Below are 16,441 nucleotides of genomic sequence, written 5' to 3' on the forward strand. Positions count from 1 at the left end.
ATGGCTAAGTCCAAGGCTTACAAGGCTGCCGCCGAGAAGATCGAGGCAGACCGTTTCTACACTCCGACCGAGGCAGTCGCCCTCGCGAAGGAGACCGGCTCGTCGAAGTTCGACTCGACCGTCGAGGTCGCGCTGAAGCTCTCGGTCGACCCGCGTAAGGCAGACCAGATGGTGCGCGGCACCGTCATCCTGCCCCACGGCACCGGCAAGACCGCCCGCGTCATCGTCTTCGCCACCGGCCCCGCGGCCGAGGCAGCGATCGCTGCGGGCGCCGATGAGGTCGGCGGCGCCGAGCTCATCGAGAAGGTCGCCGGCGGCTGGACCGCGTTCGACGCGGCCGTCTCCACCCCGGAGCTCATGGGCCAGGTCGGTCGTCTCGGTAAGGTCCTGGGTCCGCGTGGCCTGATGCCGAACCCGAAGACCGGCACCGTGACCCCGAACACGGCCAAGGCCGTCGAGGAGATCAAGGGCGGAAAGATCGAGTTCCGCGTCGACAAGCACGCCAACGTGCACTTCGTCGTCGGCAAGGCCTCCTTCACCGCTGAGCAGCTCGACGAGAACATCGGCGCAGCGCTCGAGGAGATCGTCCGCCTCAAGCCGTCCAGCTCGAAGGGCCGTTACATCCAGAAGGGTGCGGTGTCGACCACGTTCGGCCCCGGCATCCCGCTGGACGTCAACTCCATCTGACGCTGAGTCACCGAAACGCCCCCGGGTTCGCCCGGGGGCGTTTCTGCATCCGGCATCCGCCCCCGATATACCAAAAACGCAACGCAACGTCATCGCCGGCCCGCCACCTCCCCGACTCCACGTACTGTGGGGGAGTCCCGCCGCGGTCGCGTAAAATCGCACCGCGCACTTTATGCCCCAGGAGGGTTCATGTCCCGTCGCCTCATCGCCGTCACCGCACTCGTCGTCGCCGCCGCGGCGCTCACCGCCTGCAGTGGTTCGAGCACGCCCGCCAGCACGTCGAGCGACGAGAGCTCGGCATCCTCCGACCTCGGCCTCGCGACGGAGGGAACGCTCACGGTCGGCACCGAGGGCACCTACCGCCCCTTCAGCTTCCACGACGACAACGGTGCGGGCGAACTCACCGGCTACGACGTCGAGATCATCGAGGCCGTCGCCGACAAGCTGGGCCTCGAGGTCACCTTCGAGGAGACCCAGTGGGACGCGATCTTCGCGGGGCTCGACGCGGGCCGCTTCGACGTGATCGCGAACCAGGTCACGATCAACGACGAGCGCTCGGCCAAGTACCTCTTCAGCACGCCGTACACCGTTTCGCCCGGCGTGATCGTCGTCGCCGATGACGACGACTCCATCTCGTCGTTCGCCGACCTCGACGGCAAGACCACCGCGCAGTCGCTCACGAGCAACTGGAACGACCTGGCCACCGAGTCCGGCGCCAAGGTCGAGGGTGTCGAGGGCTGGGCGCAGGCGGTCGAGCTGCTGCGTCAGGGCCGTGTCGACGCGACCATCAACGACAAGCTCACCTTCCTCGACTACGAGACGACCAACAGCCCCACGGGCCTGAAGATCGCAGCCGAGACGGATGACGCGGGCGAGCAGGCCTTCGCCTTCACGAAGGACAAGGAATCGCTCGTCGAGGCCGTCGACGCCGCTCTCGACGAGCTGCGGGCCGACGGCACCCTCGCCGAGATCAGCGAGAAGTACTTCGGCGAAGACGTCTCGCAGTAACCGATGGAGAGCCCCTGGCAGCTGTTCCTGGACTCGCTCGGGCCGATCGCCCTGGCGGGTCTGACGGCGACGGTCCCGCTCGCGCTGGCGTCGTTCGCCCTGGGGCTCCTCATCGCGGTCGGCGTCGCCCTGATGCGGATCTCGGTGAACCCGATCGTCTCGGGGATCGCCCGGTTCTACATCTCGGTGATCCGCGGCACCCCGCTGCTCGTGCAGCTGTTCGTGATCTTCTACGGCATGCCCTCGATCGGCATCACGATCGATCCGTGGCCGAGCGCGATCATCGCCCTGTCGTTGAACGTCGGCGGCTACGGTGCCGAGGTCGTGCGTGCCGCGATCCTCTCGGTGCCGCAGGGGCAGTGGGAGGCCGCGTACACGGTGGGCATGAACCGCACCCGCACGCTCACCCGCATCGTGCTGCCGCAGGCCGCGCGGGTATCGGTGCCCCCGCTGTCGAACACGTTCATCTCGCTCGTGAAGGACACCTCGCTCGCATCGCTGATCCTCGTGACCGAGCTGTTCAAGGTGGCGCAGCAGATCGCCTCGACCACGTACGAGTTCATGGTGCTCTACCTCGCCGCCGCACTGGTCTACTGGGTGTTCTGTCTCGTGCTGTCGTTCGGGCAGAGCGCTCTCGAGAGGAGGCTCGACAGCCGTGTCGCCCACTGACCCGATCGCACTCCCGCCCCAGGCCGCGCAGGGCGAGGAGCTGCTCGCCGCACGCGGCCTGCGCAAGAGCTTCGGCGACAACGAGGTGCTTCGCGGCATCGACCTCACGCTGCATCGCGGCGAGGTCGTCGTGCTCGTCGGTCCCAGCGGTTCCGGCAAGACGACCGTGCTGCGCGCGCTCAACGGCCTCGAGACCCCGGATGCCGGCACGATCGTCGTCGCCGGTGGGCCCGAGATCGACTTCGCCCCGGGCGCTCGCCCGAAGCCGCGTGTGCAGAAGCAGCAGCGTCTCGCCCTGCGCGATCGCTCGGCGATGGTGTTCCAGCACCACAATCTCTTCCCGCACCTCACCGTGATCGAGAACGTGATCGAGGGCCCCTGGCGAGTGCAGGGCCGGCCGAAGGCCGAGGTCCTTGCCGAGGCGCGTGCTCTGCTCGGCCGCGTGGGCCTCGCCGACAAGGCGGATGCCCGACCCCATCAGCTCTCGGGCGGTCAGCAGCAGCGCGTCGGCATCGTGCGGGCGCTCGCGCTCAAGCCCGACCTGCTGCTGTTCGACGAGCCGACCAGCGCGCTCGATCCCGAGCTCGTCGGCGAGGTGCTGCTGGTGATCAAGGAACTCGCCGACGAGGGCTGGACCATGGCCGTCGTCACGCACGAGCTGAGTTTCGCCCGCGAGGCCGCCGATCACGTGCTGTTCATGGACGGCGGCGTGGTCGTCGAGCAGGGGCCGCCGGCCGAGCTCTTCAGCGCTCCGAAGCACGAGCGCACGCAGCGCTTCCTCACGCGCATCCTGCGCCCGCTCGACGGAATCTGAGCGCCGGCGCGATCTCAGCCCAGGACGGGCAGCACGAGGCCGACGGCGAGAGCGATCATCACTACGGCGATGAGCGCGTCGAGGATCCGCCACGCCCGCGGCGTCCGCAGCCAGCGACCCAGGTAGCGGGCGCCGAAACCGAGCGCGGTGAACCACAGGATGCTGGCGGTCACCGCGCCGGCGGCGAAGAGCCAGCGGTCCTCGCCGTGCGTCGCGGCGATGGAGCCGAGCATCAGCACGGTGTCGAGGTACACGTGCGGGTTCAGCCAGGTGAGCGCGAGCACGGTGAGGACCACCGGCGCCAGGGCGGTGCGCGTGGCGACGACCGTGCCGCCCGGCGAGGGCGCGGCAGAGGTCTCGCCGGCGGACTCCGAGGCATCCAGCACCTGGCCCTCTCCACGCCAGGCGCGGCGGGCGGCGAGCAGGCCATAGGTCAGGAGGAAGAGCGCTCCGGCCCAGCGGGCGACGACGACGAGCCAGGGGGCGGCGGCGATCACGAATCCGAGGCCGGCGACGCCGGCGACGATGAGCGCGGCATCCGAGAGCGCGCAGATGACGACGACCGCGAGAACGTGCTCTCGGCGGATTCCCTGACGCAGCACGAAGACGTTCTGCGCGCCGATCGCGACGATGAGGGAGAGGCCGAGGCCGAGGCCGGAGAGTACCGAGAGCATGGTCTCAGCGTAGAAAGCACCTCGATGAAGAACCAGCGCAGATTCCTTCAGCACCATTAGCATCGCTTATGTGAGGATCGATCCCGAGCTGGCTGCCACACTCGCCGCCGTCGCCGACGAAGGCACGCTCGACGCAGCGTCCCGCGCCCTGCGCATCACCCCGTCCGCGGTCAGTCAACGAGTGAAGACGCTCGAGCAGCACCTGGGTCGCATCCTGCTCGTGCGCACCAAGCCCGTGCGGCTCACCGAGGCGGGGGAGTCGGTGGTTCGCCTCGCGCGCCAGATCGCTCTGCTCGAGCAGGACGCCCTGACCGGACTCGGGGTCGACGATGGCGTCCCGACGAGCAGGCCGGTCATCCCGCTGGCTGTCAACGCCGATTCGATGGCGACGTGGTTCCTGCCTCCGCTCGCTCGCCTCGCGGAGCGGCACGGCATCGACTTCGATCTGCATCGCGACGATCAGAACTTCACCGCGCGCCTGCTCGAGTCCGGCGACGTGATGGCCGCGGTCACCAGCGAGAGCGCGCCGGTGGCCGGGTGCTCGGTCTCGCCGCTCGGGGTTCTCGAGTACCGGGCGGCCGCCGCCCCCGGGTACGCGCAGCGATGGTTCCCGGGTGGGGTGACGGCGGATGCTCTCGCCACCGCGCCCTTCGTCGACTTCGACCGCCGCGACACGCTGCAGCACGAATGGCTGCGCACGCAGGGCGTCTCGCCCGAGGGGATCCCGCGGCATTACGTTCCGGCATCCCACGACTACGCGCGCGCCGTCGAGCTGGGCCTCGGATGGGGGATGGTCCCGGCCGTGCAGGAGGCGGACGGGCTGGTGCACCTCGGCGCGCCGGCCCTGCGCGTGCAGCTCTACTGGCAGCAGTGGAACCTGCGCTCCGCGCTGCTCGACACCATCGCCGCCGAGATCGCCGCCGAGGCCCGGTCGGTGCTTCAGCTCTGAGCCGGTGTCGGCGTGCCGGGCGTCCCGCCGGAGGCGAGGGCGTGCAGGAGGCGGCTGAGGCTCTCGATGTCGTCGATGTCCCAGTCCGCGAGCGACTCCATGAGCATGCCCTCCTGGGGTTTGCGGGCGAGCGCGAGGCGCTCGTGCCCGTGGGGCGTGAGGCGCAGGATCGACGAGCGGCGATCGTTCGGATCGCCCGTGCGCTCGACGAGGTCCAGCTCTTCGAGCTCGCGCACGGTGCGGCTGGCCTGCCCCTTGTCCATGAGCATCCGCTCGGCGAGCATCGACACGGTCGCCTGCTCGCAGCGAGCGATCGTCGTGAACGCCTTGTATGCCCCGGGGAGCATGCCGGGACTCACCCGGTTCGCGTTCTCCAGGATGAGACGACGGAAGTGCGTGATCAGATCGCTGAACTCCGCCTCGAGGGCGCGGACCGCAGCGGTCCGCGCCTCCGATGCGTCGAGGGGGTGATCACCGGTGGTCATCGGATGCCGTTCGCGTCGAGCCGCGGCCGTCGACGACGGTCACGGTGCCGGTGGTCGCGGCTCCCGAGAGGGCGACGGAATCGGCGATCGCCGTCTCGCCGGCGCTGTCGGCCGCAGCATCCGCCGATGCCCGCTCGCTCGTGGTCATCGTCGTCAGCGGCCGGTTCGGGAGGAACAGGATCGCGACGAGGCTGATGATCGCGAGCGGGATGCCGATGACGAAGGCGTGCGAGATCGCCTGGGCGTAGAAGTCCTCGATGATCGAGCGCACGGGCTCGGGGAGCAGCCGCACCTCTGGCAGCGTTCCGCTGGTGAGCTGCGCCGCGACATCGGCGCCCTTCTCGCCGAGCTGCGCGATCGCGGCGCCCAGGCGCTCCTTGCCGTCGGCGAACAACCCGGTGAGCGAGTTCGCGAGCACCGCGCCCATCACCGAGACGCCGACGGTGCCGCCGAGGCTGCGGAAGAACGTGACGCCCGAGCTCGCGACACCCATCTCGCTCGGCTTCGCGACGTTCTGCACGATCAGCACGAGGTTCTGCATGGTCATGCCGACCCCGGCACCCATGAGGAACATGTAGAGCGAGACGAGCGCGAACGGCGTGTCGTAGTGGAGCGTCGACAGCGTCACGGATCCGGCGATCAGCAGCACGGCGCCGAGCACCAGATAGCCCTTCCACTTGCCGAAGCGCGTGACGAGCTGACCGATCACCATCGACGAGATCAGCAGGCCCGCCATCATCGGGAGGGTCATGAGTCCGGCCTCGGTCGGCGTCGCACCGCGCGAGAGCTGCATGTACTGCGCCAGGTAGACCGAGGTGCCGAACATCGCGACGCCGATCGAGATGGAGGCGATGACCGAGAGCGTGAACGTGCGTCCGCGGAACAGCGTGAGCGGGATCAACGGTTCGCGCACCTTCAGCTCGACGATGACGAAGGCGATCGCGGTGACGACGGCACCGCCCACCATGAGTGCCGTCTCGGTGCTCCACCAGTCGAAGGTCGACCCGGCGTTCGTGATCCAGATGAGGATCAGCGACACGGCGGCCGAGAGCAGCACGATGCCGACGTAGTCGATCGATGCCTTGCGGGTGCGCTCGGTCGAGATCTTCAGCGTGCGCTGCAGGATGATCAGCGCGGCGACGGCGAACGGCAGGGAGACGAAGAAGTTCCAGCGCCAGTTCGCGGCATCCGTGATCCATCCGCCCAGCAACGGGCCTCCGACCGTCGCGACGGCCATGACGGCACCGAAGAGGCCCATGTACCGCCCGCGCTCGCGCGGGCTGATGATGTCGGCCATGATGACCTGGCTGAGGGCGGCGAGGCCGCCACCGCCGAGGCCCTGGATCGCGCGGAAGGCGATGAGGGTGTTCGTGTCCTGCGCGAAACCGGCCGCGGCTGTCGCGCCGACGAAGATGATGATCGCGATCTGGATCAGCAGCTTTCGGTTGAACAGGTCGGCGAGCTTTCCCCAGATCGGGGTCGAGATCGCGGTGGTCAGCAGGGTCGCGGTGATCACCCAGGTGTAGGCGGCCTGGTCGCCGCCGAGGTCATGGACGATGACGGGCATCGACGTCGAGACGACCGTGGTGGCGATCATCGAGACGAACATGCCGAGCAGGAGGCCGGTGAGGGCCTCGAGCACCTGGCGGTGCGTCATCTTGGCGGGAGCGGAGTCCAGGGACATGCAGGACCTTTCGCAGTCGGAGAGTGGATGCCGCGACAGCTCTGGCGCGCAGAGAGATGGTTGAACTTCGTCAACTATAGAGTGGTCGTTGATTTTCGTCAACTATCGATGCGCACGCGGTGTCGCGAAACCGCAACGATCAGCACCGGGGGCGAAAGGCCTCTTGAACGACCGTGCAGTCTCGGGAAGGATGGCCGGAACGCAATGGTGCGTGGCCTCTGAGGGGTGGCCATACGACGTACCGGAGCGACCGATAAGAATTCCTGAGGGGGAATCGCACATGGTTACGAAGGATCGGAAACGCAAGACTCTGGCAGTGCTGGCGGGCGGGCTCGTGCTCGGCGTCGGAGTGGCGGTGACGCTCGCGGCCTGGAACGACTCCGAGTTCGCGACCGGCACGTTCACCGCCGGCTCGTTCAATCTGCAGGGCTCGACCGCGGGTGACGTGAGCGCCAGCTACAGCGACCACAACGTCGACACCGGGGGGACGGCGGCCACGCTCGCTTTCACGCTCCCCACCGGGGTCGTCGGCAACATGGCTCCGGGAGACTCCGTCTACGCAGGCTTCTGGGTGCGGCTCGCCCCCGGCACCACGACGGGCGCGAGCCTCTCGGCCGCCGGCACGACCACCGGTGCCGCCGCCACGACGAACTCCGGCAATCTGTCGTACCAGGTGTACCAACTCGCACCCGGCGCCACCTGCAACGCGGCATCCGCCACCGGCACCCCCGTGGCGACCGGGGCGACGATGGACGCGCAGACCGGCGTGACCGCGATGACGCTCACCCAGGGAGCGGATGCCGCGACGGCCGGAACCGCCGTACAGCTGTGCTTCAAGGTGACCGCCGGGTCGGCGCTGAAGCAGGGCGTCGCGACCACGACCACCTGGAAGTTCACGGCGACGTCGACGAGCTGATCAGGTCATGCGGACCCGCAGAGCGATGCGGGAGGCGAAGCGACTGCGCTCCCGCCGGATACGGGCCGTCCTCGCGGGCGGACTCGTCTTCGGCGTGGGCGCGGCCATGACCCTCGCCGCCTGGAACGACTCCGAGTACGCGACCGCGACGTTCACCGCCGGACGATTCGACATCGTCGGCGCGACCGACGGGGCCACGTTCTCCAGCCACGCCACCGCAGGCGCTGCGGCGACGCTGAGCTTCGCGGTCGCGCCCACGGCCATGGTGCCGGGCACGACGACGTATGCGCTGTTCAGCGTCAAGACGGCCAACCCTTCCGGTGCGGGCACGCTGCAGTTGACCGCCGGCACCCCCGGGGGTACCGGTCTCGCGGCGTACCTCACCTACGGGGTGCGATTGGTGCCGACCGCGGCGACCCCGAGCCAGTCGTGCACGGCCGCGACGTATGCCGCGGCATCCGCTGCCGCGTCCGTCGTGGTCGCCGATGGCTCGGCGCTCACGACGAACGGCGCAGCGACCGGCACCGTGCCGCAGGCGGTGACCGCGAACGGTGGCAACCAGCTGAACTACTGCGTCGCCGTGACGCTCCCGACGACCGCGGTCAATGCCGCACAGGGGCTCAACATGACGCAGACCTGGCAGATCCAGGGAACATCCACCTGACCGCTCGCAGCGGTCGATCACGCGAGGAGGGGTGATGGGCACGCAGACCACGAGGCGCGGCCTGCGCGAGCGGGCCGTCGCGTCGGGTGCGCCCGCGATGGCTGCGGCCCCCGCCGCGGTACGCCGTCGCGGCGGGATCGGACGCACGCTCGGCGACCTCGGCCTGTGGATCGCCGCTGCTGCCGGGGCCGTCTGCATCGTGCTCGTGATCCTCGCCGTGAGCGCGAACATCACGCTCATCATGTTCCGCACCGGATCGATGTCTCCGACGATCCCCGCCGGATCCGTGGCGGTCGTGCAGCGGGTGGATGCCTCTCGGATGCAGGTCGGAGACGTCGTCACGGTCGACCGGGACGACGAGCTGCCCGTCACGCACCGCATCACCTCGATCGGACCCGGCGCGACCGAGGATGAGCGCATCATCACGATGCGCGGCGACGCGAACGCCGACGATGACCCCTTCCCCTACACCGTGACCTCGGTGCGGACCGTGCTCTTCTCGATCCCGGGCATCGCCAGTGCGATCGTCGGGATGGGTGACCCGTGGGTGCTCGGGACGCTGACGGCGGGGGCCACGGTGCTCGTGATCTGGGCGTTCTGGCCGCGGTCGGGATCGGCCGCGACCCGCACGGAGGAGGGACTCACATGAGGCGTCGACTCGCGATCCTCCTGCCGGTGCTCGTCGCCACCGGCATCCTCGCCCCCGCCCCCGCGTGGGCCGCTCCGACGACCGAGGTGATCCAGGGTCGCGTGCTGCGCCTCGTCTCGGTCGCCGATTGGTCGCAGGCGTCGCGGCTGCTGCCGGGTCAGCCCGTCCAGTGGGACGTCGAGGTGAGCGCGAGCCCGCCCGATCCCGGTACCGTCGCGATCGCCGTGAGCGCCGCCGGAGATGCGCCCCTGCTGGTCGACGCGGCTCTCTGCATGCAGGAGTGGCGGGAGAGCGGATGCCCGGGCGGCGCCGAAGAGCTCGCGTCGGAGTGGAGCATCCCGCGCGACGGTTCCGAGGTCGCGCTCGCCGCGTTCGCCTCGACGGACGTCGCGCACCTGCGACTGTGGATCACTCTCGACGCCGACGACGACAACGGCATCACCGATGTGCGCGTGCACGCGCAGGGCGTGGGCGAGACGGTCGTCACCGGCCCGGGCGGCAGTCCTCTCCCGGCAACCGGCGGGGCGGTCGCGCCGTGGCTGATCGGAGCGGGCGCGGGGCTTGCCGTGGCCGGCATCGGGCTCGCGGTACTGCGCCGGCGGGACAGCCGCAGCGCGCAGAACCCGGAGGGTGACGCATGAGCGGGCAGGAGCGGAGCAGGGCGCGGGGTGCGGGGCGGCGGCGGATGCTCGCCGGCGTCCTGGGCCTGTCGATGCTCGCCGTCGGCGGAACGGTCGCGACGGTGCAGCCCACCGAGGCGCGGTTCACCGACACCGAGTTCGTCGCCTCCGGCACGTTCACCGCGTTCACCGTACCCGTGCCCGCGATCACGGGCTGCACCGTCTCGAGCGTGCTGGGAACCTTCACCGGTTTCACCATCACCTGGACGTCGCCGTACCTTCTCGCGCAGCAACGGTTCACCATCAACGATGTGGTGGTGCCGAACTCCAACGTGACGCAGAGCGGCACCGGCCCGTACACATACACCTCGACGATCTCGTCGAGCCTGCTGGGGACGCTCCTGACCGGAGGGCTGCTGGGGGCGTCCAACACCATCCGCGTGCAGGCACTGCTGTCCGGAACGACCTGGACGTCGGCGGCCGCGACTCGCACGCTGTCGGTCGGCGGACTGCTCGGACTCGGCGGCAACAACACGTGCACCTGAGCTGCAGAGTGCCGTAGCTGAGGCGTCAGTCGGCGAGGGCGAGCGCGCGGAACGCATCGCGCTCGCGCAGCTGTTCGCGGCGGCTGGCCGCGGCATCCGTCGTGCGGATCGGAACCTGCTGCCCGGTCGTGCGGCGGTAGAGCTCGTCGATGAGGTCGGTCGCGAGGCCCACGAGCTTCGCGATCTCACGGTCGTCGCGGTCGATCCACACGCAGCGCGGCTCGTCGTGGATGGGGGCGAAGTCGACGTGCTCCTCCCAGACGAAGAGCGTGCGCTCGGCGCCCAGCACGTGCTGCTGCCACCACACCTGGCGGAGGTAAGTGCGCGGGATGCCGCGGAACGCCTTGTTCGTCGTCTTGATCTCAGCGAGCTTGACGCGGCCGTCGGCGTCGACCGCGATGCCGTCGGGGGTCGCGAGATGCCGGTGCTCGACCTCGGCGCGGAACAGGGCCGACGACGGCAGGATGCCATGGGTCGCCGCGACCCAGGCGGCGATCTCGGGCTCGCGGCGTCGGCCGTGGTCGGTGTAGGCGTTGCCGCCGAAGCGGGGCCCGCCGCCGAGCTTGGACTCCGCCGCGCGCGCGATCGACCTCTCGGAGGTGAGCCCGGCGACGTCCGTGGCGGTGATGCCTCGTGATCGGGCCCGCAGCCAGGCGACGCGGTCGCGGGAGTCCGCGACGATGCGTGCGGCGAGTTCGGGGGTCACCCATCGAGCCTAACCCTGCCCTCCGACCTCTCCGCCCGTACACGCCGCTCGTCCCCGGCCCTGCCCCGCGGGACACCCTCGTTCCGCTCTCCTTCGTCGCCCCGCCCCGCACGCCGTTCTCCTCGCCGCCCCCGGTTATGTGCGCGCGCAACAGGGGGCGTGGGCGACACCTGGGGGCGCCGTGAGCGCGAGGACTTGGTCTGCACATGCAGGGGGTTCGGCGAGTTGTCGACGCGAAGCGGTATGCGGGCGATCCGGCCGCGCCGGATGCCGGAGAAAGAAGCAGGATCGACGGATGCTCCGAACGCTCGACCTCTCCACGGCACGATCACTGCTCGCTTCCCGCGATCAGCTGCTGTCCCGGCGGTGGACCGATCGTCAGATCGGCACGCGCGTGGCCGGGGGAGACCTCATCCGGGTTCGTCGCGGGTGGTACGTCGAGGGTGCGGCGTGGCGAGGTCTGTGGAGTGAGGGACAGCATCTTCTGGATGTCCTCGCCGCGCATCTCAATGCCGAGGGGGAGGGACCGGTCTTCTCCGGTGAATCCGCAGCGGTGCTCTGGGGTCTACCGCTCTATCGGCACACACCCTCCCTCGTGCACGCGCTCCTCGACGGCACTCGTCACGGACGCACGCGTGCGGGGATCCTGTGGCACCCTCAGAGCGAGATCGACCTGCAGGACATCGTCACGATCGACGGCATCCGTTGCACGTCGATGGATCGCACGGTCATCGACGCCGCACGCACGTTGCCGGTGGGAGCGGCGGTATCTCTGGCGGATGCCGCGCTCCGTCGCGCTGCGGTCAGGGAACACGAGCAGGATGCCGAGGCGGCGGCCGACTGGCGTGAGCGGCTCGGATCCCGTCTCGACGAGAGCCGTGCGCGGGGGGTGCGAGTGGCGCGCCGCGTGATCGCCTTCGCCGACGGTCGCGCGCAACTGCCAGGGGAAAGCGTCAGTCGGCTCCATCTCGCGCGGCTCGGCTTTCGCACGCCCGGTCTTCAAGAATCCGTCATCGGTTCGAGAGGTAACCGGTACTGGCTGGACTTCGCGTTCCGAGGGGCTCGCGTGTTCGGCGAGTTCGACGGCGAAGGCAAATATCTGGATCCCGAGCTCCTCCGGGGCAGTTCTACGCACGGAGTCCTTCTGGAGGAGAAACGGCGCGAAGACGACATCCGGGGAGTGACGGGGTGGCGCCTGATCAGATGGGGGAGTGAGCACATCCGCAGCTCAGGCACGCTCGGTGCGCGTCTCTCGGCCTTCGGGGTCCATCCGCCCGGCTAGTCACGAGTTCTGCGCCTCGCCGTGCCGACGCCCCCGTCTTCCGTCAACGCCCCCTCGTGCGCGCGCTTCTGAGCGGGGGCGTCGGTGAGAAGCGGGGGTCTCGGCAGTCCTCGGAGCGAGGTGCACTCGAGGGCACGCCGCGATTTGGGGGGAGCGGATGCGGTGGGGTACAGTTGAACCAACCGAAGACCGCTGGTCATCGTCGTGTGCGCGAGTACGTGTCGATCGAAGCTCTGCATCGCAGGGGCCCGCGCAGGTGTCACGATCTTCTCAGAGCTCCGTGCGCTTGCGCCGGAGCTCTTCTTGTTGCTGCGGGCGGTCCAGGTCGGCGCCCCACCACCGTGCGGCGCCTCGTACACACCAAGGAGTGACCATGGCGCAGAAGGATGCATCGGTCGCCGAGCTCACGAAGTCATTCGAGAACTCGTCCGCCGTCCTGCTGACCGAGTACCGCGGTCTGACGGTTGCCCAGCTCAAGGAGCTGCGCAACAGCATCCGTCAGGACGCTGAGTACGCCGTGGTGAAGAACACGCTGACCAAGCTTGCGGCCAACAAGGCCGGCATCACCGCGCTGGACGACGACCTCAAGGGTCCGTCGGCCGTCGCGTTTGTGCACGGTGACTTCGTCGCCACCGCCAAGGCTCTGCGTGACTTCGCCAAGGCCAACCCGCTTCTCGTGATCAAGGCCGGCATCTTCGAGGGCGAAGCCCTCACCGCCGACGAGGTCAACAAGTACGCCTCGCTCGAGAGCCGTGAGGTTCTGCTGGCGAAGGCTGCGGGCATGATGAAGGCGACGATGGGCAAGGCTGCCGCCACCATCGACGCGCTTCGCGAAAAGCTGGAGACCGCAGAGGCCGCGTGAGCGTCCGGCGATCTCGTCTACAAACCCCATCTATCTAGGAGATACATCATGGCGAAGCTTTCCACCGAGGAGCTGCTCGAGCAGTTCGCCGGCCTCACCCTCATCGAGCTCAACGAGTTCGTGAAGGCGTTCGAGGAGAAGTTCGAGGTCACCGCTGCTGCACCCGTCGCCGTTGCCGGCGCTGCGGGTGGCGCAGGCGCTGCTGAGGCTGAGGAAGAGAAGGACTCCTTCGACGTCATCCTCGAGTCGGCCGGCGACAAGAAGATCCAGGTCATCAAGACGGTCCGCGAGCTCACCTCGCTGGGCCTCGGCGAGGCCAAGGCCGTCGTCGACGGTGCTCCCAAGGCCGTGCTCGAGGGCGCGAACAAGGAGACCGCCGACAAGGCGAAGGCTGCTCTCGAAGAGGCAGGCGCCACGGTTACCCTCAAGTAATCGCGTCTGAACGCTTCACGAATGCCCCGGCTCCGGCCGGGGCATTCGTGCGTTAACCGGCTCGTGCGTCGACCGGCACCGGGCCCCGCGCCGGCGCGATCAGCGCGGTGCGGCGGTCGAGCCGCGCACCACGAGGGCGGATGCCGCGGCGATCTGCTCGACGGCGGCATCCGGGTCGTCCATCCTCCGCGTGAGGAGACGGACGGCGTCGCGGCCCTGGTCGCGCGGCGACTGGCGGATGGTCGTCAGGGCGAAGAGCTCGGCGTGCTCGTGGTCGTCGATGCCGACGACGCTGAGCTCCGTCGGCACGGCGATGCCGAGGCGTCGAGCGGCGATGATCGTGCCGATCGCGGCCTCGTCGCAGACGGCCACGATCGCCGTCGGGCGATGGCGGCGATCGCCGAGGAGGCCGACGGCTGCGGCATATCCCTCCGAGAGAGTGGGCCCCGATCCCGCCACTCGGGCCTCGTCGGCGATCCCGGCGGTGCCGAGGGCGGCGAGGTAGCCGTCGATGCGCTTCTCGTCGCCGTAGCTGAGCGCCGTGGCATCCGTCGTCCCGCCGACGAAGGCGATCGCGGTGTGGCCCAGCTCGATCAGATGCTCGGTGGCGATGCGCGCGGCGGCGACGTCGTCGATCGAGACGGCGCTCGATCCCTCGTTGTACGGCCCGACGCCGACGAGCGGGCGCCCGGTCTGCTGCAACCGCTCGAGTTCGTGGGCGCTGGGCTGGATGCCGACGGCGATGATGCCGTCGAAGCGGCGGCGGGGGAGGACGCTCGAGAAGAGCCGCTCGCGTGTCTCGGAGCCTTCGGGCACGCCGTAGAGCGCCAGGTCGTAGTCGAGGGCGAATAGCGCCTCCTGGATGCCGGCGAGGAGTTCGGCGAAGAACCAGCGGTCGACCGGGGGCATGACCACGCCGACGGTCTGTGTACGACCGGTGGCGAGGCTGGTGGCAGACGAGTGGGCGACGTACGACAGTTCTGCAGCGGCCTGCTCCACGCGCTGACGCGTCTCGTCCGAGACGTACCCGCGTCCGCTGAGAGCTCTGCTCGCGGTCGCCTTCGAGACGCCGGCGCGGGCTGCGACGTCGGCGATCTTGCTCATCGGTCCTCCTCGACCAATCTCGGCATCGAGGGTCTCTCCGGTGCGTCGACGCCGGCGCGCGGGGGGACGCGCCGAAGTCAGCGTAACCGGTGGAGCGGCGAAAAAGGAACCGGTTCCATACGAAAACGATGAGAGCGCTCCCATTCCACATCCCGATATGTTGCGAATGGATGCAATGTTGTGATCTTCCCCAGTTGTGCCGCGGGAGGAAAGGTCTGTAGGTTTACCTGGAATCGGTTCCCCAATGGTTGCGGCGATTGCTCCCTTGGGCGGACGGATGATCCACCTGAAGAGGAGAAGTAAATGGCTTTGTCACAGCGATACCGCCTTCTTGCCCCGATCGCTCTCGTCGGAGCAGCGACCCTGGTCCTGGCCGGCTGCGCCGAGGGCGGCAGCGGCGACGGCGGTGGAGATGCGAAGTCCACCGTCCGCATCTCCGGAGGCATCACGGGCGTCGAGGCTGACGACCTGAACAAGTCCTTCGAGCAGTTCACCGAAGACACCGGCATCACCGTCGAGTACACCGGCGACAAGGGCTTCGAGGGCAACATCGTGACCAAGGTCACCGGTGGCGACGCCCCCGACATCGCGATCGTCCCCCAGCCGGGTCTGCTCAAGACCCTCGTCGAGACCGGCAAGGTCATGCCGGCCCCCGAGGCCGTCGAGGCCGCCGTCGACGAGAACTGGTCCGAGGACTGGAAGAAGTACGGCACGTTCGACGACACCTTCTATGCGGCGCCGATGCTCGCGAATCTCAAGGGCTACGTCTGGTACTCGCCCAAGCAGTTCGCGGAGTGGGGCGTCGAAGTTCCGCAGACGTGGGACGAGATGCTGACGCTCACCCAGACGATCGTCGACAAGACGGGCGGCCCCGCCTGGTGCGCCGGCTTCTCGTCCGAGGCGGCGTCCGGCTGGCCGGGCACCGACTGGATCGAGGATCTGGTGCTGCGCCAGTCCGGTCCCGAGGTCTACGACGACTGGGTGGCCGGTGACGTCAAGTTCACCGACCCCGAGATCAAGGAGGCGTTCGACGCCGTCGGCGAGATCCTGCTCAACCCGGAGTACGTCAACGCGGGCTACGGCGACGTGAAGAGCATCAACTCGACCGCCTTCGGCGACGTGGCGGCCACTCTGGCGCAGGGCAAGTGCGCCCTGACCCACCAGGCATCGTTCCTCTCCGCGAACTTCCTCGAGGCGCAGACCGCCGCGGGTGAGACGCCGGTGGTGGCCGAGGACGGCGACGTCTACGCGTTCATCATGCCGGGCGAGAAGGCCGGCGAGCTGCAGGTCGAGGGTGGCGGCGAGTTCGTCGCAGCCTTCTCCGACGACGACGCGACCCAGCAGGTGCTCGAGTTCATGGCCTCGCCGGAGTTCGCCGATGCCCGCGTGAAGCTCGGCGGCGTCATCTCCGCCAACAAGAACGCCGACCCGAGCCTCGCCTCGAGCCCGTTCCTCACCGACGCGATGGAGATCATGCAGGACGAGTCGACGACGTTCCGTTTCGACGCCTCCGACCTGATGCCGGCCACGGTCGGCTCGGGCTCGTTCTGGAAGGGAATGGTCGACTGGATCGACGGCAAGGACACCGACACGGTGCTCTCCGACATCCAGGCCGGTTACGAGAACTGATCGTCTCGGTACGATCAGCGTGAGCTGAGCGGGGTCGGGCTCCAGAGCCCGGCCCCGCTCCT

The 16,441-nt window shown here is 68.9% G+C and carries 19 protein-coding genes; 14 read left to right on the forward strand and 5 right to left on the reverse strand.

Translation table 11 applies throughout. From position 1 onward, the window contains the following. The 4 genes from rplA to ACIPVN_RS13645 all read left to right on the forward strand — a co-directional run bounded on the left by rplA (position 1) and on the right by ACIPVN_RS13645 (position 3,178). Complete coding sequence (rplA, locus tag ACIPVN_RS13630) at positions 1–687, forward strand: 50S ribosomal protein L1 (protein WP_247625125.1); 687 nt, start codon at positions 1–3, stop codon at positions 685–687. A gap of 189 nt (positions 688–876) precedes the next feature. Beyond that, a complete protein-coding gene (locus tag ACIPVN_RS13635) occupies positions 877–1,695 on the forward strand; it encodes an amino acid ABC transporter substrate-binding protein (RefSeq protein WP_400443729.1) in 819 nt (272 codons plus the stop codon). Positions 1,696–1,698: 3 nt separating this feature from the next. Beyond that, positions 1,699–2,364 carry an amino acid ABC transporter permease gene (locus tag ACIPVN_RS13640; RefSeq protein ID WP_247625123.1) on the forward strand — a complete coding sequence of 222 codons (666 nt, stop codon included), beginning with the start codon at positions 1,699–1,701 and terminating at the stop codon, positions 2,362–2,364. Further along, complete coding sequence (locus ACIPVN_RS13645) at positions 2,351–3,178, forward strand: amino acid ABC transporter ATP-binding protein (RefSeq protein ID WP_400443732.1); 828 nt, start codon at positions 2,351–2,353, stop codon at positions 3,176–3,178. Before ACIPVN_RS13640 ends, ACIPVN_RS13645 begins: the two co-directional genes overlap by 14 nt. 14 nt (positions 3,179–3,192) lie before the next feature. Here ACIPVN_RS13645 and ACIPVN_RS13650 read toward each other — a convergent pair whose 3' ends face one another. Further along, positions 3,193–3,852, reverse strand: coding sequence for a LysE/ArgO family amino acid transporter (locus tag ACIPVN_RS13650; RefSeq protein ID WP_400443735.1), 660 nt, complete (start codon positions 3,850–3,852; stop codon positions 3,193–3,195). 70 nt (positions 3,853–3,922) lie between these two features. Between ACIPVN_RS13650 and ACIPVN_RS13655 the strand changes: the two genes are divergently transcribed. Further along, positions 3,923–4,801 carry a LysR family transcriptional regulator ArgP gene (locus ACIPVN_RS13655; protein ID WP_400443738.1) on the forward strand — a complete coding sequence of 293 codons (879 nt, stop codon included), beginning with the start codon at positions 3,923–3,925 and terminating at the stop codon, positions 4,799–4,801. Here ACIPVN_RS13655 and ACIPVN_RS13660 read toward each other — a convergent pair. Together ACIPVN_RS13660 and ACIPVN_RS13665 are read right to left on the reverse strand one after the other, a co-directional pair. Then, on the reverse strand, positions 4,792–5,286 hold the full coding sequence (locus ACIPVN_RS13660; RefSeq protein WP_400443741.1) for a MarR family winged helix-turn-helix transcriptional regulator: 495 nt from the start codon (positions 5,284–5,286) through the stop codon (positions 4,792–4,794). The two genes, ACIPVN_RS13655 and ACIPVN_RS13660, sit on opposite strands and share 10 nt — an antisense overlap. Beyond that, positions 5,273–6,970, reverse strand: a complete 1,698-nt coding sequence (locus tag ACIPVN_RS13665) for an MDR family MFS transporter (protein ID WP_400443744.1) — start codon at positions 6,968–6,970, stop codon at positions 5,273–5,275. Before ACIPVN_RS13665 ends, ACIPVN_RS13660 begins: the two co-directional genes overlap by 14 nt. 280 nt (positions 6,971–7,250) lie before the next feature. Between ACIPVN_RS13665 and ACIPVN_RS13670 the strand changes: the two genes are divergently transcribed. Genes ACIPVN_RS13670 through ACIPVN_RS13690 form a run of 5 tightly spaced genes read left to right on the forward strand, consistent with a single transcriptional unit; the run spans position 7,251 to position 10,364 of the window. Further along, positions 7,251–7,886 (forward strand): SipW-dependent-type signal peptide-containing protein, encoded by a 636-nt coding sequence (locus ACIPVN_RS13670; RefSeq protein ID WP_400443745.1) that lies wholly within the window; start codon positions 7,251–7,253, stop codon positions 7,884–7,886. Positions 7,887–7,893: 7 nt separating this feature from the next. Then, the gene (locus ACIPVN_RS13675) at positions 7,894–8,550 is read left to right on the forward strand and encodes a SipW-dependent-type signal peptide-containing protein (RefSeq protein WP_400443748.1); all 657 of its coding nucleotides are present in this window, start codon (positions 7,894–7,896) and stop codon (positions 8,548–8,550) included. Between the two features lie 34 nt (positions 8,551–8,584). Next, positions 8,585–9,199 (forward strand): signal peptidase I, encoded by a 615-nt coding sequence (locus ACIPVN_RS13680; protein ID WP_400443751.1) that lies wholly within the window; start codon positions 8,585–8,587, stop codon positions 9,197–9,199. Continuing rightward, positions 9,196–9,840, forward strand: a complete 645-nt coding sequence (locus tag ACIPVN_RS13685) for an LPXTG cell wall anchor domain-containing protein (protein WP_400443753.1) — start codon at positions 9,196–9,198, stop codon at positions 9,838–9,840. Before ACIPVN_RS13680 ends, ACIPVN_RS13685 begins: the two co-directional genes overlap by 4 nt. Then, complete coding sequence (locus ACIPVN_RS13690; RefSeq protein WP_400443756.1) at positions 9,837–10,364, forward strand: hypothetical protein; 528 nt, start codon at positions 9,837–9,839, stop codon at positions 10,362–10,364. Before ACIPVN_RS13685 ends, ACIPVN_RS13690 begins: the two co-directional genes overlap by 4 nt. A gap of 25 nt (positions 10,365–10,389) precedes the next feature. On the opposite strand, the gene ACIPVN_RS13695 is transcribed toward ACIPVN_RS13690, so the two are convergent. Next, positions 10,390–11,070, reverse strand: a complete 681-nt coding sequence (locus ACIPVN_RS13695; protein ID WP_400443759.1) for a YqaJ viral recombinase family protein — start codon at positions 11,068–11,070, stop codon at positions 10,390–10,392. A 295-nt stretch (positions 11,071–11,365) separates the two neighbouring features. Between ACIPVN_RS13695 and ACIPVN_RS13700 the strand changes: the two genes are divergently transcribed. From ACIPVN_RS13700 to rplL, 3 genes are all read left to right on the forward strand, one after another. After that, positions 11,366–12,352, forward strand: a complete 987-nt coding sequence (locus tag ACIPVN_RS13700) for a hypothetical protein (protein WP_400443761.1) — start codon at positions 11,366–11,368, stop codon at positions 12,350–12,352. A 373-nt stretch (positions 12,353–12,725) separates the two neighbouring features. Beyond that, on the forward strand, positions 12,726–13,214 hold the full coding sequence (rplJ, locus tag ACIPVN_RS13705; protein WP_247625112.1) for a 50S ribosomal protein L10: 489 nt from the start codon (positions 12,726–12,728) through the stop codon (positions 13,212–13,214). 48 nt (positions 13,215–13,262) lie between these two features. Next, positions 13,263–13,646 (forward strand): 50S ribosomal protein L7/L12, encoded by a 384-nt coding sequence (gene rplL / locus ACIPVN_RS13710; protein ID WP_400443764.1) that lies wholly within the window; start codon positions 13,263–13,265, stop codon positions 13,644–13,646. A gap of 99 nt (positions 13,647–13,745) precedes the next feature. Here rplL and ACIPVN_RS13715 read toward each other — a convergent pair whose 3' ends face one another. Further along, entirely contained in the window at positions 13,746–14,750 is a 1,005-nt protein-coding gene (locus ACIPVN_RS13715; protein ID WP_400443767.1) for a LacI family DNA-binding transcriptional regulator, read from the reverse strand. A 303-nt stretch (positions 14,751–15,053) separates the two neighbouring features. On the opposite strand from ACIPVN_RS13715, the gene ACIPVN_RS13720 reads away from it, so the two are divergent. Then, positions 15,054–16,379 (forward strand): ABC transporter substrate-binding protein, encoded by a 1,326-nt coding sequence (locus ACIPVN_RS13720; protein ID WP_400443770.1) that lies wholly within the window; start codon positions 15,054–15,056, stop codon positions 16,377–16,379. The last annotated feature ends 62 nt before the right edge of the window (positions 16,380–16,441 follow it).

The organism is Microbacterium sp. NPDC090003, assembly GCF_044748385.1.
GTDB lineage: Bacteria > Actinomycetota > Actinomycetes > Actinomycetales > Microbacteriaceae > Microbacterium.

What these genes read in the sequence shown, in the direction of transcription:
- ACIPVN_RS13665 (WP_400443744.1), bottom strand. Translation starts at nt 6,970, where the DNA reads ATGTCCCTGGACTCCGCTCCCGCCAAGATGACGCACCGCCAGGTGCTC.
- ACIPVN_RS13690 (WP_400443756.1), top strand. Translation starts at nt 9,837, where the DNA reads ATGAGCGGGCAGGAGCGGAGCAGGGCGCGGGGTGCGGGGCGGCGGCGG.
- ACIPVN_RS13650 (WP_400443735.1), bottom strand. Translation starts at nt 3,852, where the DNA reads ATGCTCTCGGTACTCTCCGGCCTCGGCCTCGGCCTCTCCCTCATCGTC.
- ACIPVN_RS13660 (WP_400443741.1), bottom strand. Translation starts at nt 5,286, where the DNA reads ATGACCACCGGTGATCACCCCCTCGACGCATCGGAGGCGCGGACCGCT.
- rplA (WP_247625125.1), top strand. Translation starts at nt 1, where the DNA reads ATGGCTAAGTCCAAGGCTTACAAGGCTGCCGCCGAGAAGATCGAGGCA.
- ACIPVN_RS13700 (WP_400443761.1), top strand. Translation starts at nt 11,366, where the DNA reads ATGCTCCGAACGCTCGACCTCTCCACGGCACGATCACTGCTCGCTTCC.
- ACIPVN_RS13675 (WP_400443748.1), top strand. Translation starts at nt 7,894, where the DNA reads ATGCGGACCCGCAGAGCGATGCGGGAGGCGAAGCGACTGCGCTCCCGC.
- ACIPVN_RS13720 (WP_400443770.1), top strand. Translation starts at nt 15,054, where the DNA reads ATGGCTTTGTCACAGCGATACCGCCTTCTTGCCCCGATCGCTCTCGTC.
- rplL (WP_400443764.1), top strand. Translation starts at nt 13,263, where the DNA reads ATGGCGAAGCTTTCCACCGAGGAGCTGCTCGAGCAGTTCGCCGGCCTC.
- rplJ (WP_247625112.1), top strand. Translation starts at nt 12,726, where the DNA reads ATGGCGCAGAAGGATGCATCGGTCGCCGAGCTCACGAAGTCATTCGAG.
- ACIPVN_RS13680 (WP_400443751.1), top strand. Translation starts at nt 8,585, where the DNA reads ATGGGCACGCAGACCACGAGGCGCGGCCTGCGCGAGCGGGCCGTCGCG.
- ACIPVN_RS13670 (WP_400443745.1), top strand. Translation starts at nt 7,251, where the DNA reads ATGGTTACGAAGGATCGGAAACGCAAGACTCTGGCAGTGCTGGCGGGC.
- ACIPVN_RS13715 (WP_400443767.1), bottom strand. Translation starts at nt 14,750, where the DNA reads ATGAGCAAGATCGCCGACGTCGCAGCCCGCGCCGGCGTCTCGAAGGCG.
- ACIPVN_RS13685 (WP_400443753.1), top strand. Translation starts at nt 9,196, where the DNA reads ATGAGGCGTCGACTCGCGATCCTCCTGCCGGTGCTCGTCGCCACCGGC.
- ACIPVN_RS13635 (WP_400443729.1), top strand. Translation starts at nt 877, where the DNA reads ATGTCCCGTCGCCTCATCGCCGTCACCGCACTCGTCGTCGCCGCCGCG.
- ACIPVN_RS13640 (WP_247625123.1), top strand. Translation starts at nt 1,699, where the DNA reads ATGGAGAGCCCCTGGCAGCTGTTCCTGGACTCGCTCGGGCCGATCGCC.